Genomic DNA, 25,028 nt, shown 5'->3' on the forward strand with positions numbered 1-25,028 from the left:
CTTCGAACTCATATCCCACAGGGGCCTCATACGACGATGATGGTGCCATGGAGCGGGGTGAGCCAAGACCGAACAGGAACCGCAGAAGAGCGAAGGCGGGAACGTCACATTTGATCGCACGACCTCGCGTCATCGTCGGTGAACGCCTCGGGATCGAGCGGGTCGGCGCACTCGGCCACCCAGGTGGTGACGAAGGACGCTCCGCCGCCGGTCAGGAAGACGGCGAGATCGTCGGCGGCCTGCGCATCGAGCCGGTCACCGCAGAGCTGCCGCATTGCCCTGCCGGTCAACCGGCAGGAGCAGAGTGATCAGCCCGCGGTAGAGGGCGAACGCGCAGGACCCGGTCAGGAGGGCGCGGTAGAAGACCCAGTGTTCGGCGAAGAGCCGGGCCACCGCCAGCGCCCGTTCACGTCCGCTCGCCCCCTCCGTCGTCCGCGAGGTGGCAGCAGTTCCCGCCTGGCGAGGCCGAGGCCGGCCTCCAGCAGTAGCGTGTCCCGATCGCCGAAGTGCTGGTAGACGACCCGCCGGCTCACGTCCGCGGCCTCGGCGATGTCGGATCGGGCATCGCGATCCACACCGGGATGGAGCACAGGTGTCAGTACCGTCATCCGATGCGGAACTCGGCGAGCTGGAGGCGGTACTTGGCGGACTCGTCGGAGGCGGGCTTGCCGAGTTTCGTGACTTTCAGCCGCAGGTATCGGCCGGTGGCGGAGCTGAGGGCGTAGGTCTGGGCGGCTCCGTTGGGGTTCGGTTCGCCGGTGACGGTGCGGGCGGTGGTGTACGAGGTGGCGCCGTCGGCCCGGGTCTGGAGGGTGAAGTCGACGGGGAAGCCCGCCGTCCCGCCGCCGGCTCCCTGGGTGTCGGTCCGGGGGTGGAGGGCGACGGAGCCGATGGCACGGTCGGCGCCGAGGTCGAGCTCGATCCACACGGGCGTGCCGCCGACGTCGGCGGAGGGGAAGTCGATGCTGGTGAAGCCCTTGGCGCCGGTCACGCTGGTGAGGGTGCCGTCCAGGACCCGGGTCTTGCCCCAGTCTCCGTTCTCCAGCGTGTAGTTGCCGGTGACAGTGGTCGCGGCGGTCGGGACGGTGAGTTCGGCGAGCTGGAGGCGGTACTTGGCGGTCTCGTCGGAAGCGGGAACACCGAGCCGCGTGGCCTGGAGGCGGACGTATCGGGCGGTGGTGGTCCTGAAGCCGTACGTCTGAACCTGGCCGCCGGGGTTGGCCTGCCCCGTGACCGTGCGGACGGTGGTGTACGAGGTGGCGCCGTCGGCCCGGGTCTGGAGGCTGAAGTCGACGGGGAAGCCCGCCGTCCCGCCGCCCGCTCCCCCGGTGTCGGTGCGGGGGAAGAGGCGTACGGCGTCGAGGTCGGTGTCGGCTCCGAGGTCGATCTCGACCCAGACGGGGTTCGCGCTGACGTCGGCGGAGGTGAACTCGTTACTGGTGTAGCCCCTCGCCCCGCTGACGCTCGTCAGCTTGCCGTCGGTGAGTCGGTTTCTGCCCCAATTGCCGTTCTCCAGACTGTTGTTGCTGGTGACCGGCCGTCCCAGGGCGAGATTGTCGAGACGGCCCGCGCCGGTGACAGTGAAGGCCCACGTGCCCGGCTGGAGCACGAAGTAGACGTACGCGGAGTCCTTGCCGTCGTAGCTCAGGCCGCTGAGGCTCCCGGTGGAGGAGCCGCCGCTGAAGACGGTGGTGTCGCCTGCCTTGATGACGGGCTGGGAGCCGCCGTAGGTGGGCACACCGACGCGCGCCGTCGTGCCGTTCGGCGAGGTGAGGGTCAGCGTGACCTTGGCCCCGTCCCGCTCGATGCCGAAGCGGATGTCGCCCTTCACGGTGGGCGTCACCGTGCTTATCTTCGTGAGGGTGCCGGTCTGGGGGATGGCCTCGTACGTCTCCCAGCCGGCCTTGGTGGGGCGGACGCCCGCGGCGTAGGCGGACAGGGCGTACAACGGCCCGCCGTTCCAGGCGTGGTTGTCGGTGCCGGCGGCCTTGTCCCACAGCTCCCACAGGGTGTGGCAGGCCGGGTCGGCGACCTGGGCGGCGAAGCGGTTGCGCATCCGCTCCTCGGCGACCGTGGCCGCGCCCATCAGATACAGCGCCTCCAGGACGTAGAACTCCATGTAGGGGCTGGCGTTGAGGTGGGTACGCAGCACCTCCGTCACCGCCCGGTGGCGGGAGGCGGGGGCCAGGCCCGCGACGACGGCCAGGCCGTTGGCCCGGTCGTCGGTGTCACGGGTGTAGCCGGGCGAGCGGTACTCGTTCTTCGAGGAGTTCCACAGGACGCGGTCGAAGTTGGCCTTGATGCTGTCGCGCCTGGACTTCCAGCCGGCCACGTCGCCGCTGTTGCCGCTGAGGTCGGCGAGCTTGGCGGCGGTGTCCAGAGCGAGGTAGTACCAGCAGTTGTCCAGGACGCGGGCGTCGATGTCGGAGCCCCAGTCCTCCCAGTCCCAGTCCCCCGCCCGGTGGTTGACCAGACCGTCACCGTCCAGGCTCCACAGGTCCAGGTACTTCTTCACCGCCGGGTAGGCGCCCGTGACGGCGGCCGCGTCGCCCGTGTAGAGGTGGTACGTCCAGAACGACCACACCGAGGCCAGCATCTGCACGGGCAGTTCGGCGGTCCAGATCGTCGTCGGGACCGGGGAGTACAGCGCCCCGCCGGGCTTCTGCCAGGCGGCGAGCTGGGCGATGGCCTTCTTGCCGAGTGCGTGGGACTTGGTGTCGAAGGTGTAGAAGCCCTCCTTGAGCTGGTTGACCACGTCGCCCCACCACTGGGCCCGCTCACGCGTGGGACAGTCCATGTAGTTGTCCCGCATGTTGACGTACATCGTGCGGGCGGCCTTGGTCCACAAGGTGTCCAGGAAGGCGTCACTGCTGCTGAACGACCCGGCGAAGTCCGTGTCGTAGCCGCTCTCGCGGTACTTCAGCTCCAGAATCGTCACGTTCGCGGGAATCGTGTACCGCACGGCCGTACCGCTCATCCACGCCAACGCCTCGAACTCCTGCGCCCCTCCCCTGCAGACGTAGGTGGCGCGCATGTTGTAGCCGGTGCCGGGCTCGATCCCCGTCAGATTGGCGCCGTCGTCGTAGTGATCGGTCTGGACACCGATCACCGCACCGGCCGGAGCGTCCACCTTCAGGTACGGCGTGACCTGGAGGTTCGAGGGCAAGGTGGCCGAGATCGCGGTGGCCCCGCGGCCTGTGGACGGCAGCGACGACGCATTGGTGTAGGACTTCAGGCCCGAGTAGCGGAACTGCGGGATCGGCCGCTCGACCAGATCGTTCCAGGGGGCCGCGCCCGCGGCACCGAGGTCGGTCGGCGCGCTCCAGCCGCTGTCGTCGAACCCGGCGGCCTCCCAGCCGGCCATCGCGGTGGCGTTGCGGGCGTCGTAGTGGACGTTGGACTCGGGCAGCCGGAAGTTGACCTGCGTACCGCTGGTGTTGTTCGAGTAGCCCGGGTGGACGGTGTGCCTCCAGTTGGTGTCGCTGACCAGCCGGGTGGTGTTCGAGCCGACCTCGATGTCCGACTGGAACAGCAGGCCGCCCTTGCCGCTGCTGTTGTGCGAGAAGCCCTGCTTGCCGAAGTACCACACCAGCAGCGCGACCGTGTTGCCACCGCTTCTCAGGTAGGGGGCGAGGTCGACCTCGTCGTAGTACGTGTCCGTGCGGTTGGGGCCGCGCTTGAGCCCGCCCTCGAAGACCACCAGCGTGCCGTTCACCCACAGCCAGTACTTCGAGTCCGCCGCGATCCGCGTCACCGCCTTCGACGGCGCGGCGCCCAGGGTGAGCGATCTGCGGAAGGCCACCCACTGGTTCGTCGAACTGGTCGGAGCCCAGACCCATTTCGCGGTCCAGGAGACAGCGGCGGACGCAGTGGATGCGAGCCGGGGCACCATCAGGGAGCCCAGGGTGGGGGCGAGGGCGACGGCTATGGCCGAGCGCAGGGCGGACCGGCGTGAGATGTCGGGCATGGTGGCTCTCCTACTTCGAGGGGGTGATCGGCGGAGGGTGTGGCTCGGCGCGGGTCAGACGACCATCCACCGCTGGTTCGCGCCGGTGGTGCAGTTCGCCCGGTCGAGGGCGGCCCCGTCGGCGGTCGACGCGCCGGCGACCTGGAGGCACCTGCCACTGCTGACGTTGGCGAAGGTGACGTAGCCGCCGATCACCGCTGTCCTCGTCCACAGCTGGTGCGAGGTCCCGGTGCACGTCGACTGGACGGCCACCGCGCCGTCGGCGTGGAAGCGCCGGAGATCTGCAGGCATGTGCCGCTGTTGCCGTTGACCACCCGGTAGTGGGAGCCGACGGCAGCAAGCACCCACTGCTGGTTGGCCCCGGAGTTACAGCTCCCGGAGTTCACCGCCGCCCCGTCCGCCGTGCTCAGGGACCAGACGTCGGCGCACTTGGCGCTGTTCCGGTTCAGGAGGTGGTTGTTCGCGGCCCCGAGCTGGCCGGCGATCACCGGCCCGCCGCCCGCGAAGGTCACCTGACGGATGTCGAGGGTCTCCCACCCGGAGTTGCCGGCGGCCTGGAGGTTGCCGGGCGCTTTGTCGACGAGCAACTTGACCGCCGTGGCGCTGCCGTCCCCGCTGGACGAGCCGAGAGAGCGGGCGCCGCACGGCCTGGGCAGGAACGGCAGAACGGCGGCTGCGGCCAGGGCCGCCCTTCTCTTGGTGAGAGTGCTTGACCTCATGACGTTCCTTCGCTTCGAGGTGAAACGATTCAATACGGCGATGCGAGTCTTCGGTCGATACCTGAGGGCAGGCTTCGGGGCGCCGAGACGAGCGGAGTCACCGAGTCGACCGGTGAGGCCGACAACGGTCAGGAGCTGTGAATTCTCCGGTCGCGGTCGACCGTCCCCGAGGCTCCGGGCGGCCCGGCTGCGGCACAGCCGACGCCATCCGCTTTCGTGTAACGTGCCACAGAGGGACGCCCCAAAGGTTGAGGCGAAGAGGCCGGAGTCGTCAAGCCATCTGCGAGTAACGTTCCCGAAACGCCGGATGGGGCAGAGCGGTGCATGACGACGGATGCGGGGACCCCCAGTGCAACCAGCAGGCGGCTCGAGGAGAGTCACGATCGGCGATGTCGCGCGCAGCGCCGGCGTGTCCACCTCGGCGGTGTCGAAGGTCCTGAACAACGCCTACGGGGTGAGCCCGGGGATGCGGGAGCGGGTACAGACGGCCATGGCCGAGCTGGGCTACCGCCCGCACGCCGCCGCCCGGGGCATGAGGGGCCGCACCTACACGCTCGGCGTCCTCCTCGCGAGCATCCGCAACGCCTTCTACGCCGACCTCCTCGACGGCGTGAACGCGACCCTGCGGGACACCGAGTACGCGCTGTTCCTCGGCTCCGGCGGCTCCTCCGAGATGGAGGACCAGACCAGGCTGATCCACGCCATGGTGGACCGGCAGATGGACGGTCTGATCCTGATCGCACCCGCCGTCCCCCGCGCGGAGGTGGTGCGGGTCGCGGCCGAGGTGCCGACGGTCGTGATCGGCCACCACGACCCCTCCCCGGCGTACGACTGCGTGGTCAATCAGGACGGGGCCGGCGTAGACCTGGTCGTCGACCATCTGGTCGCCCTCGGGCACCGGGACATAGCCCATGTATCGCATCCGACGGTGCGCGGCACCCAGTGGGAGCAGCGGCCCGAGCATCACGTCCGGGCCGCCTACCGAGCGGCGATGACCCGGCACGACCTGGCGGACCTGGCCCGGATCGTGCACTCCGGCTACTCGGACGAGGGCGGCTACCGCGGCGCCATGGAACTGCTCACCTCCACGCGCCCGCCCACCGCTGTCTTCGCCGGCGCGGACGTCGCCGCGACCGGCGTCTTCCGGGCCGCCGCCGAGCTCGGCCTGCGCATCCCCGAGGACCTCTCGCTCGCCGGGTACAACAACACCTCGGTCGCCGCACTCGCGCCGGTGAGCCTGACCAGCGTCGACCAGGCCGGCGCCATGATGGGCGAGACCGCGGCCCGGCTACTGCTGGAGCGGATCGAGAAGCGGCGTGACCGCGCCGTCGTCATCGCGTCGACACCTCACCTGGTGACGCGCGGCAGCACCGCATCGCCCCGCACCTGACTCGCCCGCGCTCCGGCCCCGGGGACGGCCGAGCCCACGGGAGCCGAGGCATGTCGTATCCGCCGGATTTTCCGCTCCCCTCTTGACGCGTCGGGCATCCTCCCTCCACGGTTGAGTCGTTTCAAACGTGGAACGTTCCATACGACAAGGAGCCGGCATGGGTCTTGAGCGACCCGAACCCGGCACCGAAGTGGTGTCGTCGGCAAGGCGGCCGACCTGGTCGTCCTCGACCCGCGATCCGTTCACGGGCCCGCCCGAGGACATCGCGGCCACCCGGGCCCTGCAGACCTTCGTGGACGGGGTACGCGTGCACGCGGCTCCCGACGCGTGATGTCGGCGGCCCCGACGCCTGACGCCCGCGGAACGGATGCTTGCCGAACTCTTGACGACAGTCGCGTGACTGCGTAGACATGACTACGCAGACATGACAGCGCAGTCAGAGAGGCGATGTCTGACATCATTGGACTGTTCGTGACGGTCACCGGGAGGCATCATGACGCGAGGTACGGGGCGGGGCGCAGGCCCCGCGGCGCCGAGCAGTACGGATGTGGCACGGCTGGCCGGGGTCTCGCAGAAGACCGTGTCGAGGGTCTTCAACGACGAGCCGTACGTCTCCGCGGACGTGCGCAGACGTGTCACGGAGGCCGCCGAGCAGCTCGGTTACCGGCGTAACAACGCCGCCCGGGCACTGGCCTCGGGGCGGACCCGCTCCATCGGGGTGGTGACGCTGGGGACGGCTCTGTACGGTCCTGCCTCACTGCTCATGGGGGTCGAGCGGGTCGTCCGGGACACCGGCTACGCGCTCCGCGTGGTCAACACCGTGGAGGGCGATCCGGCGGGTATCGCTGGGGCCGTGGACTCGCTTCTCGACCAGGGCGTGGACGGCATCGTCATCTCCGAGCCGATAGACGAGTCGGGAGAGAACGGCGGCATGGCTCCGCGTGTCGCCGTGCCGGTGCTGGTCATCGGCGCGCCGCCGTTCGTCACCGCGCCCGCGGTGCTGAACGCGGGTGACGGTGCCGACCTGATGGCGCGTACCGCCACCGAGCATCTGCTGGCGCTGGGCCACACGACGGTCCATCACCTGGCGGGCCCGCAGCGCTGGTACGCCGCCCGGGACCGTCTGGAGGGATGGCGGTCGACGCTGACGGCACAGGGGAAGGATTTGCCCGAGGTCGTCCGGGGCGACTGGTCGGCCGCGTCGGGGTACGCGGCCGGACGCGAACTGGCCGAGAACCGTGACGTCACCGCGGTCTTCGCCGCCAACGACGACATGGCGATCGGACTGATCCGCGCGCTGGCGGAGGCCGGGCGTCGGGTGCCGGAGGACGTCAGCGTCGTCGGCTTCGACGACATTCCGGTCGCCGCCTATGTGACTCCTCCCCTGACCACAGTCCGACAGCCGTTCGACGCCGTGGCGCAGGAGGGGCTCAAGCGTCTCGTGCACGCCATCGAGAACCCCGACGCGGACCCCTTGCCGCCGAGCGACCCACCGGTCGACCTCGTCGTCCGCGCCTCGACCGCGCCACCGCCGAGCCGGACGACCCCGGCCCGCGGACGGCGTACCGCCTCCCGCGTCCGCGTGGGCACGCCCGCCCCGCCCCACGCGAACGGAGGCGCCGCCCCACAACACTGACCACCTCCTGCCCGCCCGGACAGCACCACGCACGGCCGTCGCGTGACGCCCGGAACGAGCCGCTGTACCCGTCACGCCCCCGCCACTCCGGCGCGCCCCTCGCGCAGTCGCCGTAGGGCCGCCCCCGCATCAGGCAGCCTGCCCCCAGCCGGGTCTCCGCGCCCGCCCGGGCACCCTTGCCCCCTTCTCTCCGCCGCGCCCCCCGCAGTGCCCGCAGCACTCGGTGTGTGTCGTCGGCTCCGTCCACGGTGACGCGGTCTGGACCACATCGGCGTTCGAGCCCGGTCCTCGCGTCCACCCCTTCGCAACCCACACACCTCCGCACGCCCTCATCAGGCGTGCCGCCACCTTCGCCACCGGCGGGAGTTCACCATGCCCAGAAACGCGTCCACGTTCGCCTCGACCGCCATGAGCCGTCGGCTGTTCCTCACCACGACGGGTGCCCTGTCGCTCGGGACGGCCCTCACCGCGTGCGGCGGCGGCGACTCCGGCGGTTCCTCCGGCTCCGCCGAGCCGGTCGGCCAGGCCGACATCGACAAGGCGATGAAGACGCCGACCGAGCTGACGTTCTGGACCTGGGTCCCGAACATCGCCAAGGAGATCGCGCTCTTCGAGAAGAAGTACCCGGCCATCAAGATCAAGGTCGTCAACGCAGGCCAGGGCACCCCGCAGTACACCAAGCTGCGTACGGCGCTGAAGGCGGGCAGCGGTGCCCCGGACATGGTGCAGATCGAGTACCAGGCGATCCCGACGTTCACCATCACCGACAGCCTGCTGGACCTGCGCCCGTACGGCGCCGCCAAGTTGAAGGACAGGTTCGTCGACTGGACGTGGAGCCAGGTCAGCGGCGGCAAGGGCGAGGTGTGGGCGATCCCGCAGGACACCGGCCCGATGGGTCTGCTGTACCGCAAGGACATCTTCGACAAGCACGGCATCGACGTGCCGGGCACCTGGGACGAGTTCGCCGAGGCGGCGCGCAAGCTCCACAAGGCCGACCCCGACGTCTACCTCACCAACCTCGCGGCCAGCCAGCCCGCCGCCTGGCACGGACTGCTCTGGCAGGCGGGCGCCAAGCCGTATGCCACCTCCGGCAAGAGCGACATCACCATCAGCGTCGACGACGCCGTCTCCAAGAAGCTCGGTGCGTACTGGGGCGGGCTGGCGAAGGAAGGGGTCATCAGCACCGAGCCGGACTTCACCGACGGCTGGTACGCCGGGCTCAACAAGGGCAAGTACGCCACCTGGATCACCGCCGCCTGGGGCCCGGCCTTCCTCTCCGGCTCGGCCAAGGCCACCGCGGGCAAGTGGCGCGCGGCCCCACTCCCCCAGTGGGACGCGGCCAAGCCCAGCGCGGGCAACTGGGGCGGCTCGACCACCGCGGTCATCCGCTCCACCAAGAACCCCGTCGCGGCGGCCGTGTTCGCGCAGTTCCTCAACACCGATCCCGCCAGCGCCAAGATGTTCGCCACCGAGCAGTTCTTCTTCCCGGCGACCAAGGCCCTGCTCACGGACACGGAGTTCGTGTCGGACGCGCCGTCCTTCTACGGCGGTCAGAAGGTCAACCAGGTCTTCGCCGACATCAGCTCCACCGTGGACCCCTCCTTCCAGTGGCCGCCGTTCCTCGACCAGGCGGCCACCGACTGGACCGAGACGGTCGGCAAGTCCCTCGCCGACAAGACCGACACCGTCCGCGCGCTCGGCACCTGGCAGTCGCGGCTGACCACGTACGCGAAGAACCAGGGCTTCACCGTCAAGGGGAGCTGAGGTGGCCGCCACGCGCCGCCACCGCTCGGCGGGACCACTCTTCGTCGCACCGTTCCTGGTGCTCTTCCTCCTGCTCTTCCTCGCCCCGCTCGGCTACGCCGCCTACCTCAGCCTCTTCCAGACCCGCCTCATCGGCGGGACGGTCTTCGTCGGCCTCGACAACTACGTCCAGGCCTTCGGCGACTCCCAGTTCCTGCACGGCGTCGGACGGGTCGCGCTGTTCTTCGTGGTCCAGGTCCCCGTGATGCTGCTGCTGGCGCTGCTGTTCGCCCTCGCGCTCGACAGCGGACTGTTGCGCCTGTCGCGCGTGATCCGGCTGGGCATCTTCGTCCCGTACGCCGTACCCAGCGTGGTCGCCGCGCTCATGTGGGGCTATCTGTACGGCCCGGACTTCGGCCCGTTCGCCCAGCTGAGCCGGAACCTGGACCTGCCGGCCCCCAGCTTCCTCAGCGAAGGCTGGATGCTCGGCAGCCTGGCGAACATCGTGACCTGGGAGTTCGTCGGCTACAACATGATCATCCTGTACGCCGCCCTGCGCACCATCCCGCACGAGCTGTACGAGGCCGCCGCGATGGACGGCGCCGGCGCCTGGCGCATCGCCTGGTCGATCAAACTCCCCGCGCTCCGCCCGGCACTGCTGCTCACCCTGCTGTTCTCCGTCATCGGCAGCTTCCAGCTCTTCAACGAGCCGAACCTGCTGATGAAGATCGCCCCGGACGTCATCAGCAGCTCCTACACCGCCAACCTCTACGCCTACACGCTCGCCTTCACCGGCCAGCAGGTCAACTACGCGGCCACGGTGTCCTTCCTCCTCGGCCTGATCATCGTGATCGCCTCCTACGGCGTCCTGCTCACCGCGAACCGCAGGAGGACCCCGTGACGACGACAACCCCTGCGCCCACGGTCGCCGCGACGGCGAGGAAGAAGCCGGCGCGCATCGCGTACCGGAAGAGTCGCCCGGATCGCCGCAGCACCCCGCTGACGATCGCCATGCTGGCCGCCCTGGCCTACTTCCTTCTCCCGCTCTTCTGGCTGCTCATCGCCTCGACCAAGAGCACCCAGGACCTGTTCAACAGCTTCGGCCTGTGGTTCTCCGACACCCCGCAACTGCTGACGAACATCAAGGAGACCTTCACCCAGGACAACGGCGTCTTCGTGCACTGGCTGCTCAACACGGTCATGTACGCCGGAGTCAGCGCGGTCGGGGCCGCGCTGCTCGCGGCCGCCGCCGGGTACGGCTTCGCCAAGTACCGCTTCCGCGGCGACCGGGCCGCCTTCAACCTGGTGCTCGGCGCCGTCATGGTGCCGACCACCGCACTGGCCATCCCGACCTACCTGCTCTTCGCCGAGGCGGGCCTGGCCAACACCCCCTGGGCGATCATCCTGCCCTCACTCGTCAACCCGTTCGGCCTCTACCTCATGCGCGTCTACGCCGAGGACGCCGTCCCGGACAGCATTCTGGAGGCCGCCCGCATCGACGGGGCCGGCGAGGCCCGGATCTTCTTCCGGATCGCCCTGCGGCTGATGGGTCCAGGCGTGGTGACGGTTCTGCTGTTCACCCTGGTGGCGACCTGGAACAACTACTTCCTGCCACTGATCATGCTCAACGACCCCGACCTGTACCCGATCACCGTGGGCCTGGCCTCCTGGGCCGCGCAGGCGCAGAACGGCGGGGCCGGAGCCAGCAGCGACATGCTCGCACTGGTCGTGACCGGCTCCCTGATCTCGATCGTCCCGCTCGTCGTGGCCTTCCTCATGCTGCAGCGGTACTGGCAGAGCGGTCTGGCCGCCGGCGGCGTCAAGCAGTAGGGCACACAGCCCTCGTACCACTCCCCCCACTCTTTCTCTCGGAGGTTCTTCTTCATGGCGGCTCTGCCTGACCGCGTCCTGTTCGGCGCCGCGTACTACCACGAATACCAGCCGTACGAGCGGCCGGCCGAACGCCTCAAGACCGACCTGGATCTGATGGCCGACGCGCATGTCACCGTCATCCGGGTCGGTGAATCGGTGTGGTCCACCTGGGAGCCGGAGAACGGGAAGTTCGACCTCGACTGGCTCCAGCCCGTCCTCGACGGCGCCCACGAACGCGGCATCTCCGTCGTCCTCGGCACCCCGACATACGCCGTACCGCCATGGCTGGCCCGCCAGTACCCGGAGATCACCGGCGAACGACGCACCGGCGAGCGCATGGGCTGGGGCGCCCGCCAGGAGGTCGACTTCACCCACCCCGCCTTCCGCTTCCACGCCGAACGGGTCATCCGCAAGGTCGTCGCCCGCTACGCCGATCACCCCGCCGTCATCGGCTTCCAGGTCGACAACGAACCCGGCCTGCACCTCTTCCACAACCACGGTGTCTTCCAGCGCTTCGTGGACCACCTGCGCGAGAAGTACGGCGACGTGGAGACCCTCAACCGCGAATGGGGCCTGGTCTACTGGTCCCACCGGCTGTCGACCTGGGCCGACCTGTGGACACCGGACGGCAACGAACAGCCCCAATACGACGTCGCCTGGCGAGAGTTCCAGGCGGCGCAGGTCACCGACTTCATCGGCTGGCAGGCCGACCTCGTCCGCGAGTACGCCCAGCCCGAGCAGTTCGTCACCACCTGCATCTCCTACAAGCGCCCCGCGGTGGAGGACGACGAGCTGACCGACCGCCTCGATGTCGCCTCCGGCAACCCGTACTACGACATGCAGGACGGCCTGCTCCTCCCGGACCCCACCCCCGACGGCCACGAGCAGAAGTGGAAGACCACCGGCGTGTGGTCGCTGTACCAGACCGCCGACTGGATGTTCTCCTCCCGCCAGGAACCGTTCCTCGTCACCGAGACCAACGCCGGCTCGATCGGCATGGCCTGGGACAACCGCCCCGCCTACGACGGACAGTGGCGCCAGGCCGCCTGGGCGCTCGTCTCTCGCGGGGCCCGCATGATCGAGTACTGGCACTGGCACACCCTGCACTTCGGCGCCGAGACCTACTGGGGCGGCATCCTCCCCCACACCGGGCAACCCGGCCGCACGTACGCCGAACTCGCCCGTCTGGGCGCGGAGTTCGAGGCGGCCGGACCCCTGGTCGCCGGACTCGAGCCGGACGCCGACATCACGATGGTGTACTCGACGCCGAGCAAGTGGCTCATGCAGAAGTACCCGCCGCTCGCCAAGCCGGACGGCGAGCCGGACCCCACCGCCTACCACCGCATCTTCGACCCCTTCTACCGGGGCGCCTTCGACGCGGGCCGCCAGGTCCGTATCGTCCACGCCCGTCAGCTGCACGACCCGAGCGGTGACCGGGAGGGCCTGTCGCCTGAGGAGGCCGTCCGCCGCCACCCGGTCCTGGTCGTCCCGGCGCTGTACATCGCCGCCGACTCGACCCTCGACTGGCTCGCGGCCTACGCCCACGCCGGCGGCCACCTCGTCCTCGGCCCGCGCACCGGCTACGCCGACCACGAGGCCCGCGCGCGCACCGAACGGGCCCCCGGACGCCTCACCGAGGCCGCGGGCGTCGGCTACGACGAGTTCAGCAACCTCGTCCGGGAGGTGCCGGTGCGACCGGCGCCCGGCGGACCGCTCCGCCTCCCCGAGGGCGCCACGGCGACCCGCTGGGCGGACGGCCTGACCACCACCGACGCCGAGGTGCTGGTCACCTACGACCACCCGCACTTCGGGCGCTGGCCCGCCGTCACCACCCGCCGCCACGGCGCGGGCCAGGTCACGTACGTCGGCACGGTCCCCGGCCGCGATCTCGGCCGGGCGCTGGCCGAGTGGCTGACGTCGTCCGCGCGCCACACCTGGCACGGCCTCCCAACGTCCGTGACCGCGACGACCGGCACCTCACCCGACGGCCGTCGCGTCCACATCGTCCACAACTGGGCCTGGGAGCCCGCGAGCGTTCCTGCCCCGATGTCCCTGTCCGACGCGCTGACCGGCACGTCCATCCCGGCGGGAGCGTCGCTGGAACTCGGGCCGTGGGACGTGCGCGTGCTCGTCTCCACCGACACCGACACCGACACCCACACCGACACCGACACCGCTTCCGAAGCCTGAGGCCTTGCGGCCTTGCGGCCTGAGGCCCGAGACCCCCGACCGTCCCTGTTCCATCCCCGAAGGAGTGGCTGTGCACAGAAGAAGACTCGGCAGAGCGCTGGGCAGCGTCGTCGGAGCATCGGCGATGCTCGCGATACCGATGACCGCCGCCCAGGCGTACAACCCGACGGGCGGGACCGTGTACCAGCTCGGCAGCGAACCCTGCCTCAAGGGGCGGGGCAACTGCGCGGTCTACCCCAAGTCGGCGCAGCTGCCGAGCGGGCGCCTGGTCGCGTCGTTCGAGAAGTCCACCGTCGTGACGGCGACGGGGAGCGCCGACCGGCAGACCCTCCCGATCCACAAGAGCGACGACGACGGAACGACGTGGCAGTCGCTGTCCGAGGTCAAGGCCCCGGCGTACCTGTCGACGGATCCCCGCTACGCGAAGTACACGAGCAACTGGACGAACCCGTTCCTGTACGTGCTGCCGGAGCGCGTCGGCAAGCTGAAGGCGGGCACGCTGCTCCTGGCGAGTGTCGTGTCGGGCGACGACCAGTACTACAAGGAGCGCAAGGCGGCTGACCCGAACTGGACGCCGTCCAACGACGGGGACCGCGGTGACATGGCGATCGCCCTGTACTCCAGCACCGACGACGGCGTGACGTGGAAGGTGCTCAACGTCGTCGCGACCGGCGGCTGGCAGGGCGGCAGCGCGGGCGCGGTCGGGCAGAACATCGCGAGCGCGAACACGCACAAGCAGGTGGATCCCCTCTGGGAGCCGTACCTGATGGTCCACAAGGGCAAGCTCGTCTGCTACTACTCCGACGAGAACGACTACATCGGCTTCGATCCGACGACCGGCGTCCCGAAACCCGACCCGGCGAACGACACCGCCAAGGACTCGCACGGCCAGATCCTGGTCCACAAGACCTGGAACGGCAGCAGCAAGCAGTGGAGCGAGCCCGTCGTCGACATCGCCGGACTGACCGAGGACATGGGCGGCGGCAAGACGGAGATCGGCGGCGGCCGGCCCGGTATGACGAACGTCGTCCCGACGACGGACGGCAAGTGGCTGCTCACGTACGAGTACTGGGGCGGCGGGGCCAACACCAGGTACCGGATCGCGGACGACCCGCTGAAGTTCTTCCGCGGTTCCCCCACCGGCATGGGCGTCGACGCGCTGCCGGTCGTCGCCGGCTCCCGCCCGCTCGCGGCAGGCGGCAGCCCGGTCCTCATCCGCCTCCCCGGCGGGCGCCTGGTGTACAACGCCGCCGGAAGCGGCAACGTCTGGGTCAACGACACCGGACGCGGCGACGGCGTGTGGAAGGAGTACCAGACGACTTCGCGTGCCGGCTACAGCCGGAACCTGCAGTACGTGGAGGGCACCGGCCGCATCGTCATCCTCAACAACCAGGGCACGTCGACCATCGCGTACGCCGAGGTCGATCTCGGTCGGTCCGACGGCGTCTACCAGCAGTTGGTGAACCGGAAGACCGGCCAGGTCATCGGCACCGGGAACAACACCACCGACGCGAACATCGGCAACGGGGACGTCCCCGACGTCGTCCTCGAAGACGCCGGAGCGGCGGCGAACCCGGACACCCAGTACTGGCATGTCGTCACCAAGCGCGACGGCGGCGTGACGCTGCTCAACAAGTCGGGCGGCCGCGCGGCAGCCGTCTGGACGGGCAACGCGACCGTCGGTCAGCGCGTCGGCCAGTGGGTCGACGACAGCACCACGGGCACGTGGAACCTCGTCGAGTCCGCGAACGGTTACGTCAGACTGCAGTCGGTGAAGAACAAGGACCTCTACCTGACCGGCGCGTCCGCCGGGGCACCGCTCACCTTGCAGAACGCGGCGGCGGACGGCTCTCAGGACTGGAAACTCGTCCCGTAGCCCCTGTTCCGCCTCAGGGTGTGGGCCAGGCCTGCCCATGGACGCGTACGCGGTAGACCGCTGATCGCCGGCGCCCCGTGCCTGGGCGTCGACAGGCGGCGCGCGTACTCCGGGGGAAGGTGAACGTCAGGCGGCGGCCGCGTACGTCTTGTGCGTGGGCGCCCCTGCGGCGATGAGTTCCGGCCGGGTCGCGAGTCTGTCCTCGTGAGCGTCGAAGAACGTCGTACGACGCTGCCCGGTACGAGACACCACGGAGGACGTCATGACGAACACGCCCAGTGACCCGACCATCGCGCTACCCGGCCGCCCGCCCGTCGTCGACCTGGCCACCTGGCAGGCCGCCCGTGACGAGCTGCTGGTCCGCGAGAAGGCCCACACCCGCGAGGGCGACGCTCTCGCCGCGGCCCGCCGCCGGCTGCCGATGGTGGAGTTCGACGGGGCGGTCGAGGTCGTCGGACCCGACGGCCCGGTCCCGTTCCTGGACCTGTTCCAGGGCCGCGACGAGCTCGTGGTCTACAAGCACATGTGGTACGACGACGCGCCGCACCAGGGGCAGTGCGAGGGCTGCACCACCACGGCCTGGCACCTGAAGGACGCCGTCTACCTCAACGCCCGCGGCGTCTCGTTCGCCGTCCTGACCACGGGCCGGTGGGACGAGGTGGCCTCCTACGTCGAGTTCATGGGCTACACCCAGCCCTGGTACTCGGTGCGCGACGTGGACGCGCCGGTCGGCGGCGAGATGGGGTACCTCACCTGCTTCCTGCGCGACGGCGACCGCGTCTTCCTCACCTACTCCACGACAGGCCGTGGCAACGAGCGGGTCAGCGGGTCCCTCGGCCTGCTCGACATGACGCCCTACGGCCGGGGCGAGGCGTGGGAGGACAACCCCGAGGGCCGGCCCGAGGGGGGCCACCCGTGCTGGTCCTGGCGCTCGGACGCGGACGGGAAGGCCACCTGGGGCCCGACCAGCCGCCCCGTGCCGCAGTGGACCCGCCCCGACGCGACCCCCGTGGAGACCCTCGGCCGGCACGGCCACCACCACTGACGCCCCTTCGTCAACTTCGTCGACCTCGTCGGCAAATGGGGTCAGGTGCCGGGCGGAACCTCCGGACGAGGCGAGCGTCCGCCTGCGCGCTCGGTCGGCCGGCCCGTCGATCGGTCGACCGGTCGGTCGGTCGGTCGACCGGTCGGTCGGTCGGTCGGTCGACCGGTCGGTCGGTCGGTCGGTCGACCGGTCGGCGGGCAGTTCGCCCAGAAGGTGAAGGACTCCTGGCAGGAGAGGCACTGTCCAGGCTTCCCAGGGCCTCCTCCAACTCGGTGAGGATGCTGGACCTAGTGGTGAGTCGGGTAGGGGAACTCCCCGAATGCCCGACGCTTGACCGCGATCACGGTACCGTCGGCCATGAAGGTCACTCGTCCCAGTCGAACGCGAACTGGCCTGTGGCGCTGTCGCGGCTGACGTCGCAGCGGCGGGGTGTCAGAAAGAACTCCGCCTCGGCCCACCCGGCGATCGCCGGAGCGAGGGCCGCCTCCGCGTAACCGACCTCGACAATCTCCAGGGCCCGGATCGAAATGAGGAGGTAAGGGCTGGTCTCGATGAGCTCGATGTCGCCGGATACCTTGCCCAGGCCGAACTGCAAGCAGGCGACTTCGTGTTCGTTGAGTGTCAACCGGTTCCCGTGAAAGGCGTTGTCGACTTCGGAAGCGTCCAGCCAGACCCGCTCGCTGACGGGGGCGCCCCTGGCCGGCACGCTCGTCAGGCGGGTGGTCTCGGCTGCGATCCCGAGAAACAGCCCGAAGCCGTTCCTCTGCACCTTGTAGCGATAGGTCTTCATGGTCCCTCAGTGGTCTTGTGGGCCGGGTCCCGGTTTTACAGACGCGATTTCCGGAGGCCCATGTGCGCCCACAGAGCGAGTCCGCTTTAGCCCCGCTCCCCCGCCAACTTCGTCAAACGCAACTGGCGCACCGGATCGAATGGTTTCGACGGCGAACACCGGGTTGAGAGGCTCTACGAGTTCCTTGGTGGCCACAGCCACGAGGCGTGCTGGGGCGTCACCTTCCAGCAAGGCGCTCACGAACTCGATGGCTTCCGCAGGCGACAGGACCGGCAGCCTCTGACGCAGGGTTCGCGCAGCGTGCATGCTTCCGCGCACAGCGGCGACTCCGCGTATCGCATCGTGTAGATCGTCTACTGCGGTGCGTACCGGCATCCCCCGTATCCGGGCCCGGTAGTCGGCCTCCCACTCTCCGGTTCTGGCAGACACGACGCCGATCCGGTGCAGTCCCCCGTCGACACGGTCCACCAGGTACGGCCCATGGCCGATCAGCATGAACTCTGAGTTCCGTGTGCGTAGGAACTCCTCGGACTGCCAGTAGACGATCCACACCAGCGTGTGCTCCTCGACACGGACCACAGCCATCCGCATCGCGTCCCCGCCGGCAGCCCGCCACTCCTGATAGTCGCTCTCCAGCTGTTCTTCGACAGCCTGAACGGCGACTTCTCGTTCAATCACGCGTGCAGCATCCCGTACGGATCTCCGTCTCGACCAACGGATTCCGCACGACAGACTGTTCGGGAACGTACATGGGGAAGGCGACGAGGGCAGGATTCGAACCTGCGTCCACCCGGGAATCGAGCCGGGCGCTCCTCCGCAGAGCTTCCTCGTCGCCGTCGTGATCATTGCTGGGGTCCCCGCGTCGGTCAACTGATTCAAAGAGTCGGACCCGCGCGTCCGCCGCCGCCGGTCACCACCACTCTTGGGCGGCAGCACGCTTCTCCTTGCCGGAGAAGACCCCTGCCGACCGAAGTGCGCCGGCCATGAGAGGGTCGGCGACGGCGAGCCTGGCGACGTCCCCGATGATCTCGGCATGGGGACGGAAACCCGTGCCGTCTGGGTACCGGCACCCACGGAGTTGAGTACGAGCACTCAAGATCCGCGCAGCACGCGCGCCGACGATGGAGGTCTTCCTCGTCAAGACCGGGAGACCCCATGTTCAGCCGCCTCGCCGACGTCCTGGTACCCACCATCGGACGTCTCACGGTGACCGTCGACGCCGGATCCGAATGGGCGCCGGGCAGCATCATCGCCGCGAACCACACCTCGCTCGCCGATCCCGCCATCGTTCTCGCCGCGCTGCACCGCCTCGGCGTCCAGCCGGTCGCCATGGGCGCCGCGGGCCTGTGGCGCATCCCCCTGCTCGGCCGTGCGCTGGTCCGCGAGGGGTATGTCCCCGTGTACCGCGGGGACCCGCGCGCCGCCGACGCGCTCGACCTCGCCGCCGCCGCGCTCGCGAAGGGCCGAACGGTACTCATCTACGCCGAGGGCGGGATTCCGCTGCGCAGGGACTCCGCCGAAGCCGCGCCCGGAACGTTCCGCAGCGGCCTGGCCCGGCTCGCCGAACGCACGGGCGCGCCCGTCGTCCCGGTCGGCCAGGCCGGGGCACGCCGGGTCACCTCCGGAAGCACGGCCAAGCAGCTCGCAGGGCTGGTCACCGCACCGCTGCGCCGCCCCGCCCTGCACGTTCACGTCGGGGCACCGCTCACCCTCACCAGCGGCCACGCCGCGAACACGAAGCGAGCACATGCCGCGGTGACAGCCGCCTGGCGCACGGCAGCCGCCCACCTCGGCGAACCGGCCGCGCTCGCCGCGTAGCGGCTGTCGCTCTCTCCAGCCGGTCGGCGGCCGGATCGCCGAGCGACTCGGCGGACGGACGCTGCTGTTCTTCGCCTGGTACGCGCTGGGGATCCCGCTCGGTCCGGGCGCCCCGGTGCGGTGAGCTCCGCCGTACGCTGACAGCGTGAGCATCGTCCTCGACCTCGGAGGGCTCGGCCCCGCGGACCTCGCGGTCGGGCCTTCCGCGCTGTCGGAACTGATGGCGAGCCTGCATGTGCTCGCCGGACCCGAGCACCATCCCGAGGCCGCCGCCTGGACGGCCCGCGCCGCCGCCGCGGGCCCCGAACTGCACGACGAGCTGTCCGTGTTCGCTCCGCTGTGGGCCCGCTACCGCTGCCGCCTGTTCTTTCCCCGTACGCTGCCCCTTCCGGCGAGCCTGGACGAAGAGTTCGCGGCGATCGAGGCGCTGTCGGCCGAGGACTTCCTGCGACTGGTCGCGCCCGGAGTCCTCGGCACCAACGCGCAGCCCATGCCGGCGGCCCGCGAGCTGCGCGCCGGCACCGCGGTCGCGGAGGACTACGTACGCCGCTGCCTGCGCCGGTCCTACGCCCGCGGTGAGCTGGCGCGCCAGTTGGTGGCGGCACCGCTGGAGCTGCGGGACCGGCTGCTGACGGTGGTGCGAGCAGCTGACACCGCGTTCTTCGCCGAGGACTGGCGCACCCTGCGGCCGGCCCTGGAGGATCACGCCCGGGCGGTACGCCGCCGGCTGGCGACCCTCCCCCAGCCTTCGGCCGGGGGGACCCCCATCTCGCTTCGCTCGCCCGCCGAGGTGCTCACCGAACTGCTGCCGACCGCGGCCCGGGTCGGGCCCGGGGAGCGGATACGGCTGGACAAGCTGCAGATCGACGAGGTGAAGGTGGCCCCGCGCCCCCTCGTCCTCGTCCCGTCCGCCCGGGTGTGGCCGCATCTGACGGTCAAGAACGAGCCCGGGTCGTGCGTGGTGGTGCAGTATGCGGCGCGCGGCACCACCCCGGCCGGGGAGCTGACCCTGCGGGATCTGCGCCACCGGCTCATGGCGCTGAACTCCCCGGCCCGGATGGAGCTGTGCCGCCATCTGCTGGGCGAGCCCATCACCACCTCGGAACTCGCCGCCCGCCTCGGCTCCAGCGAACCACAGGTCTCCCGCGCCCTGCGGACCCTGCGCGACGCGGGCCTGGTCCGCTCCACCCGGGACGGCAAGCTGGTACGACACCGGCTCGCCACGGATGTCGTCCAGCGCCTGGGCCACGACGTGCTGGCGACCGTGGCACGGTGAGGCGGTACCGAGTCGCCCCGGCCCACGGTGGAGACGGCCAGGTCGAGGCGGTTGCGATGTCCCACCACCGCCGAAGCGCGGGACCGTGACGCCCTCGTGGGCCTCGCTGGTGCCTATTTCGGTGGCCGTCCGTTTCGGCAGGTTGCTACGCTCCTCGCATGAGTTACGTCCTCTACCTCTGACCGGGCTGCCGGCTCCACTCCTCACATGGGTGAGGGGCAGGAAGCCACGAGTTCACCCACGACCCCCCGCTCTGCGCCGGGCCGGGTCGTTCGTCAGAGTCGGTGCACTCCCCCGGTGATCCCGGGGTGACGTGTGCCTCCTTCCGGAGGAAGAGAACGTGACTGTCCTGGCTTTGCCTGCCCGCGACCGGGCTCAGTTGACCTGCGCCGGTATCCGCGTCGACCGTGGTGGGCGCACCGTGCTGCACGATGTCGAGATGAAGGTGTCCCCGGGATCCCGCTGGGGCGTCGTCGGCGAGAACGGACGCGGTAAGTCGACCCTGTTGCACGTCCTGGCCGGTGCGCCGGCCCCCGACGAGGGGGAGGTCCACCGTGTGGGCACCCTCGCGCTGGCCGAGCAGGAGATGCCGGCGGAGGACGAGCGCACGGTCGGCGATGTCGTCGACGAGCACCTCGCCGATGCCCGCGCCGCACTCCGGCGCCTGGACGCCGCCGCGTCGGCCTTGGCCGAGGAACAGCCCGACGCCGTCCAGGAGTACGCCGACGCGCTGGAGGCGGCGCAGGCGTTGGACGCCTGGGACGCCGACCGCCGGGTCGACGTCGCCCTCGCCGGGCTCGGCGCCGTCAGCGACCGTGCCCGCCCGCTCGCCACGCTCTCCGTCGGCCAGCGCCACCGGATCCGGCTGGCCTGTCTGCTGGGCGCCGACTACGACTTCCTGCTGCTGGACGAGCCGACCAACCACCTCGATCTGGCGGGACTGGAGTACCTGACCGCCAGGCTGCGCGCCCACTCCGGAGGCGTGGTCGTGGTCAGCCACGACCGGGCACTGCTGTCCGATGTGGCCACCACGATCCTCGACCTCGACCCCACCCGCGACAGCCGCCCACAGGTCCACGGCGGCGGATACGCGGGCTATCGCGAGGGCCGGGAGGCCGAACGGGTCCGGTGGGAGGCGGAGTACGAGCAGCAGCAGATCGAACAGGTCCGCCTCGAGCATGCCTTGTCGGAGGCGCAGAACCGGCTGAGCACTGGATGGCGCCCGGACAAGGGCACCGGCAAGCATCAGCGTGCCACCCGTGCCGGGGCGCTGGCCCGCTCCGTGCACCGCCGTCAGGACGACCTGGAAAGCCACAGGGTCACCGCGCCCGTACCGCCGCGGCGTTTCCTCATGCCCGAACTCCCCGCCCGGCCCGGCGTACTGCTGCTGCGCGCACACGAGGTGAGCGTCCACGGACGGCTGTCCCGGTCGACCACCCTGGCGGTGGCGTCCGGCGACCGGCTGGCCGTCACCGGGCCGAACGGAGCAGGCAAGTCCACGCTCCTGTCCGTCCTGGCCGGGCAGGTCGCACCCACCACGGGCCGGGTGCACCGGGCGCGCACCGTACGTCTGCACCTCCTGGGACAGGAGTCGCCGCACGCGACGCGGCGACGAGCCCGTGACCTCTACGAGGCGCACACCGCGCGGCTGGTGACCGCCGGGGTCCTCGCGGAGGGCGAGGTCGTGGGGCTCGGGGCGCTGGGTCTGCTCACCTCGCGCGACGCCGAGAAGCCGGTGGCCGAACTGTCGATGGGTCAGCAGCGCCGTCTCGACCTCGCCCTGGCGCTCGCCACCCGGCCGCACGTCCTGCTGCTGGACGAGCCGACCAACCACCTGTCCATCGCCCTGGTCGACGAACTCACCGACGCCCTGCACGCCACGGAAGCGGCCGTCGTCGTCGCCACGCACGACCGGCAGATGCGACGCGACATCCACGACTGGCCACGCCTCACGCTGTCCCACCGGGAGGCGGCACAGCAGGAGGCAGCACAGCAGGAGGCAGCACAGCAAGGGCGCGCTCACTTCTGACAACTCAAGACCTTGGTCGTGGGCGAGGGTGGGCGGCATGACGACTTGAAGAGCACGGAACGAACGGCTGATCTGGCGAAGGGTCGCGACCTGGGACACGGTCGTCGACGGGGATCGGCGGGTCTGTGCCGACTGCGGACGCCTGTCCGCTCGTACAAGTACCGCTACTATCCGCCATCTGCTGTGGGTCGACCCGGCGCGCGACCTCGTGATCAGCTCACGCCGGGGCGCGGAGGTCGAGACGCTCCTCGCGGATGTGTCGCGGGCGGTGGCGCCCGGCGGGTGAGCTGCGGCAGTCCCCGAAATCCGGTGTGCGCAAGGGCCTCCCCCACGTGACAATCAGGGACCACCAAGGGGAGGAACACATGAGCCAGGCTTACCTGACTCTTCATGAGCTGCTGCCGCCGGAGGAGTTGGCGGCGGCGCTCGAAGCGGGGCACGTCACGCGCAAGGCACACCCGGAACTGCCGATCTCCATCCTCACGTACACGAGGACATGCCAGTACGAGCGGGTGTGGAACCGGGTGACCACGCGCTGCCGCGGCCTCGTGGCCGACGACGCCACCGGTGAGATCGTCGCGCTTCCGCTGCCGAAGTTCTTCAACGTCGGTGAGCACGAGTCCGGTCAGCCGTACGCCCCGAGCCTCCCGGACGAGCCGTTCGAGGTGTACGACAAGGTCGACGGCAGTCTGGCGGTGATCTTCCACTACGCCGGCCGGTGGCGGGTCGCGTCCAAGGGTTCGTTCGTCAGCGTCCAGGCCACCTGGGCGCAGCGGCTGCTCGACGGGAAGGACACGTCCGGTCTCGTCCCCGGGGTGACCTACCTCGCCGAGATCCTTTACCCGGAGAACCGGATCGTCGTCGACTACGGCGACCGGCGTGATGTGGTGCTGCTGGCCGCGTTCGCCAAGGACGGCACGGAAGTCGCCCTGGCGGAGGCCGCGATCGGCTGGCGCGGCATCGGCTCGGTCGTCACCGTCCGGCCCGCCGTGCCGCTCGCCGAGCTGCTGGCCATGACCGAGGGCAACCGGCTGCCCGGCGGCCTGGCGGCCACGGGCACCGACGCGGAGGGCTTCGTGCTGCGCTTCGCCTCGGGCGTACGGGCCAAGGCCAAGTTCGCCGAGTACGTGCGGCTCCACAAGGTGCTCACCGGTGTGACCGAGCGGGACATCTGGCGCGGTCACGGCATCCAGCGGTTCGCAGGTCTGCCCGCCAAGCAGGTGGCCCAGGCGCTGAACTGTTCGGCCGAGGACATCGACGCGTCCGGCGGCCGACCCCTGGACGCGCTGCTGGAGCAGGTGCCCGACGAGTTCGACGCCTGGGTGCGGGGTGTCGTCGCGGGCATCGAGAAGCAGGTGGACGACCGCGAGCGGGCGATCGACGAGGCGTTCCGGTCGCTCGCCCCTCTCGCCGGCGACCGGGGAGCCTTCGCCCGCGCGGTGCGTGAGCTGCCCGACCCGGCCGTGCGTCCCGCCATGTTCCTGCGCCTGGACGGGCGTCCGACCGAGCTCGTGACGTACCGTTCCACCCGGCCGGAGGCGTCCGACCCCTTCAAGAACGACGAGGAGAACTGACCGTGCCCGTGGTACACGTCATGACGGGCCTCCCCGCCTCGGGGAAGACGACCGCCGCGCGCAAGCTGCAGGCGGAGTCCGAGGGGCGGATGCGCCGCGTCAACCTCGACGATCTGCGGGCGATGCTCGACATCCCGCTGCCCGAGGGGGCCGAGCGTCGGTCGTACGCGCACGAGCAGACCGTGCTGGCGATCCAGGACGCGGCGGTGCGGGCGGCCGTCGACGGCGGTTTCGACGTCGTGGTGGACAACACGCACATGACACCGCACATCCCGAAGCGGCTGAAAGCGGCGGTGGCGGGGCTTGCCACCTTCGTCGTGCACGACTTCACCGACGTGCCGGTGGAGGAGTGCCTGCGGCGCGACGCCGAGCGGGAGCGGCCGGTCGGCGAGGAGATCATCCGGCTCCTCGCCGACAAGCACACGAAGTCCCGCAAGGGTGGCTGGCGGCTCACCGCGGGGTGGCTGAACGACGAGCCCGCCGTCGAGCCGTACACCGCCGACCCGGCGCTGCCCTCGGCGGTCATGTGTGACATCGACGGCACGCTCGCCCTCAGGGGCGACCGGGGTGCCTACGACTTCACCCGCTGCGAGGAGGATCTGCTCAACGTGTCGGTGCGCGGGGCGCTGCACTCCTTCCGCAGCGCCGACGGCGATGTCGTCGTCCTGCTCTCCGGCCGCGGTGAGGAGCACCGCGAGCGGACGGAGTCGTGGCTGCGTAAGCACGAGGTGCCGTACGACGAGCTGTGGATGCGCGCCGCCGGCGACGGGCGCCGCGACGACGTGGTGAAGGCCGAGCTCTTCGACCGGCATGTACGCCATCGCTTCGCCGTACGGGTCTCCCTCGACGACCGCGACCGCGTCGTCGCCGTGTGGCGCCGGATGGGTCTGCCGACCTGGCAGGTCAACTACGGCAGCTTCTAGCCGGCGGGGCCGTTCGGTACGCGGGCCGGCCGGCCGGCGGGCGCCCGCTGGTAAAATGGGGGCACGCTTCGACACCGCAGGGGCCCGTACCGAGGGGTACGGGCCCCGGCGCGTTCCGGGCGCCAGACCAGGAAAGGTTCCCCATTGAACGCGAAGCCGTCGGCCTCCGGACTGTCCCCC

23 protein-coding genes, 1 tRNA gene and 1 pseudogene are annotated in these 25,028 nt (G+C 70.3%); 14 read left to right on the top strand and 11 right to left on the bottom strand.

Going from position 1 to position 25,028, the window contains the following annotated elements; genetic code table 11:
* Positions 1–104 precede the first annotated feature (104 nt).
* The 6 genes from ACFU53_RS08410 to ACFU53_RS08435 are packed head-to-tail and all read right to left on the bottom strand — an operon-like array spanning position 105 to position 4,686.
* Positions 105–275 carry a hypothetical protein gene (locus ACFU53_RS08410; RefSeq protein ID WP_383987606.1) on the bottom strand — a complete coding sequence of 57 codons (171 nt, stop codon included), beginning with the start codon at positions 273–275 and terminating at the stop codon, positions 105–107.
* Entirely contained in the window at positions 256–393 is a 138-nt protein-coding gene (locus ACFU53_RS08415; protein WP_383987729.1) for a hypothetical protein, read from the bottom strand. The genes ACFU53_RS08410 and ACFU53_RS08415 overlap by 20 nt, the downstream gene beginning before the upstream one ends.
* Positions 345–608, bottom strand: a complete 264-nt coding sequence (locus tag ACFU53_RS08420) for a TetR family transcriptional regulator (RefSeq protein WP_383987609.1) — start codon at positions 606–608, stop codon at positions 345–347. Before ACFU53_RS08420 ends, ACFU53_RS08415 begins: the two co-directional genes overlap by 49 nt.
* Complete coding sequence (locus tag ACFU53_RS08425) at positions 605–3,967, bottom strand: discoidin domain-containing protein (protein WP_383987612.1); 3,363 nt, start codon at positions 3,965–3,967, stop codon at positions 605–607. Before ACFU53_RS08425 ends, ACFU53_RS08420 begins: the two co-directional genes overlap by 4 nt.
* A gap of 54 nt (positions 3,968–4,021) precedes the next feature.
* A complete protein-coding gene (locus ACFU53_RS08430; RefSeq protein WP_383987615.1) occupies positions 4,022–4,258 on the bottom strand; it encodes an RICIN domain-containing protein in 237 nt (78 codons plus the stop codon).
* Complete coding sequence (locus ACFU53_RS08435; RefSeq protein WP_383987618.1) at positions 4,159–4,686, bottom strand: RICIN domain-containing protein; 528 nt, start codon at positions 4,684–4,686, stop codon at positions 4,159–4,161. Before ACFU53_RS08435 ends, ACFU53_RS08430 begins: the two co-directional genes overlap by 100 nt.
* A gap of 334 nt (positions 4,687–5,020) precedes the next feature.
* Between ACFU53_RS08435 and ACFU53_RS08440 the strand changes: the two genes are divergently transcribed.
* From ACFU53_RS08440 to ACFU53_RS08475, 8 genes are all read left to right on the top strand, one after another.
* Positions 5,021–6,076, top strand: coding sequence for a LacI family DNA-binding transcriptional regulator (locus ACFU53_RS08440; protein WP_383987621.1), 1,056 nt, complete (start codon positions 5,021–5,023; stop codon positions 6,074–6,076).
* Positions 6,077–6,233: 157 nt separating this feature from the next.
* A complete protein-coding gene (locus ACFU53_RS08445) occupies positions 6,234–6,407 on the top strand; it encodes a hypothetical protein (RefSeq protein ID WP_383987624.1) in 174 nt (57 codons plus the stop codon).
* Positions 6,408–6,569: 162 nt separating this feature from the next.
* On the top strand, positions 6,570–7,712 hold the full coding sequence (locus tag ACFU53_RS08450; protein WP_383987627.1) for a LacI family DNA-binding transcriptional regulator: 1,143 nt from the start codon (positions 6,570–6,572) through the stop codon (positions 7,710–7,712).
* A gap of 372 nt (positions 7,713–8,084) precedes the next feature.
* Complete coding sequence (locus ACFU53_RS08455; protein WP_383987629.1) at positions 8,085–9,476, top strand: ABC transporter substrate-binding protein; 1,392 nt, start codon at positions 8,085–8,087, stop codon at positions 9,474–9,476.
* 1 nt (position 9,477) lies between these two features.
* Entirely contained in the window at positions 9,478–10,356 is an 879-nt protein-coding gene (locus ACFU53_RS08460) for a carbohydrate ABC transporter permease (protein WP_383987631.1), read from the top strand.
* Positions 10,353–11,285, top strand: coding sequence for a carbohydrate ABC transporter permease (locus ACFU53_RS08465; protein ID WP_383987634.1), 933 nt, complete (start codon positions 10,353–10,355; stop codon positions 11,283–11,285). The genes ACFU53_RS08460 and ACFU53_RS08465 overlap by 4 nt, the downstream gene beginning before the upstream one ends.
* Positions 11,286–11,339: 54 nt before the next feature.
* Positions 11,340–13,517, top strand: a complete 2,178-nt coding sequence (locus ACFU53_RS08470) for a beta-galactosidase (protein WP_383987637.1) — start codon at positions 11,340–11,342, stop codon at positions 13,515–13,517.
* A gap of 124 nt (positions 13,518–13,641) precedes the next feature.
* A complete protein-coding gene (locus ACFU53_RS08475) occupies positions 13,642–15,393 on the top strand; it encodes an RICIN domain-containing protein (RefSeq protein ID WP_383987722.1) in 1,752 nt (583 codons plus the stop codon).
* Between the two features lie 126 nt (positions 15,394–15,519).
* Here the strand turns inward: ACFU53_RS08475 and ACFU53_RS08480 are convergent, their stop codons facing one another.
* Positions 15,520–15,657, bottom strand: a complete 138-nt coding sequence (locus ACFU53_RS08480; RefSeq protein ID WP_383987640.1) for a hypothetical protein — start codon at positions 15,655–15,657, stop codon at positions 15,520–15,522.
* On the opposite strand from ACFU53_RS08480, the gene ACFU53_RS08485 reads away from it, so the two are divergent.
* On the top strand, positions 15,656–16,438 hold the full coding sequence (locus ACFU53_RS08485; RefSeq protein ID WP_383987643.1) for a DUF899 domain-containing protein: 783 nt from the start codon (positions 15,656–15,658) through the stop codon (positions 16,436–16,438). The two genes, ACFU53_RS08480 and ACFU53_RS08485, sit on opposite strands and share 2 nt — an antisense overlap.
* A gap of 41 nt (positions 16,439–16,479) precedes the next feature.
* On the opposite strand, the pseudogene ACFU53_RS08490 reads toward ACFU53_RS08485, so the two are convergent.
* The 4 genes and pseudogenes from ACFU53_RS08490 to ACFU53_RS08505 all read right to left on the bottom strand — a co-directional run.
* Positions 16,480–16,623, bottom strand: a pseudogene (locus tag ACFU53_RS08490) (PT domain-containing protein); the annotation flags it as partial.
* A gap of 179 nt (positions 16,624–16,802) precedes the next feature.
* The gene (locus tag ACFU53_RS08495) at positions 16,803–17,228 is read right to left on the bottom strand and encodes a hypothetical protein (protein WP_383987646.1); all 426 of its coding nucleotides are present in this window, start codon (positions 17,226–17,228) and stop codon (positions 16,803–16,805) included.
* A gap of 6 nt (positions 17,229–17,234) precedes the next feature.
* Positions 17,235–17,906, bottom strand: coding sequence for a YrhB domain-containing protein (locus tag ACFU53_RS08500; RefSeq protein WP_383987649.1), 672 nt, complete (start codon positions 17,904–17,906; stop codon positions 17,235–17,237).
* Between the two features lie 81 nt (positions 17,907–17,987).
* Positions 17,988–18,060 (bottom strand) — tRNA-Ser (locus tag ACFU53_RS08505).
* Between the two features lie 323 nt (positions 18,061–18,383).
* Between ACFU53_RS08505 and ACFU53_RS08510 the strand changes: the two genes are divergently transcribed.
* From ACFU53_RS08510 to ACFU53_RS08530, 5 genes are all read left to right on the top strand, one after another.
* Positions 18,384–19,046: a lysophospholipid acyltransferase family protein gene (locus ACFU53_RS08510; RefSeq protein WP_383987652.1), complete on the top strand. Its 663-nt coding sequence runs from the start codon at positions 18,384–18,386 to the stop codon at positions 19,044–19,046.
* 145 nt (positions 19,047–19,191) lie between these two features.
* Positions 19,192–20,322, top strand: coding sequence for a DUF5937 family protein (locus tag ACFU53_RS08515; protein WP_383987655.1), 1,131 nt, complete (start codon positions 19,192–19,194; stop codon positions 20,320–20,322).
* Positions 20,323–20,662: 340 nt separating this feature from the next.
* A complete protein-coding gene (locus ACFU53_RS08520) occupies positions 20,663–22,351 on the top strand; it encodes an ABC-F family ATP-binding cassette domain-containing protein (RefSeq protein ID WP_383987658.1) in 1,689 nt (562 codons plus the stop codon).
* A 365-nt stretch (positions 22,352–22,716) separates the two neighbouring features.
* Entirely contained in the window at positions 22,717–23,925 is a 1,209-nt protein-coding gene (locus ACFU53_RS08525; RefSeq protein WP_383987661.1) for an RNA ligase, read from the top strand.
* A 2-nt stretch (positions 23,926–23,927) separates the two neighbouring features.
* Positions 23,928–24,848, top strand: coding sequence for an AAA family ATPase (locus ACFU53_RS08530; protein WP_383987664.1), 921 nt, complete (start codon positions 23,928–23,930; stop codon positions 24,846–24,848).
* Positions 24,849–25,028 lie beyond the last annotated feature (180 nt).

This window comes from Streptomyces sp. NPDC057474, assembly GCF_042802555.1.
Taxonomy (GTDB): Bacteria; Actinomycetota; Actinomycetes; order Streptomycetales; family Streptomycetaceae; genus Streptomyces.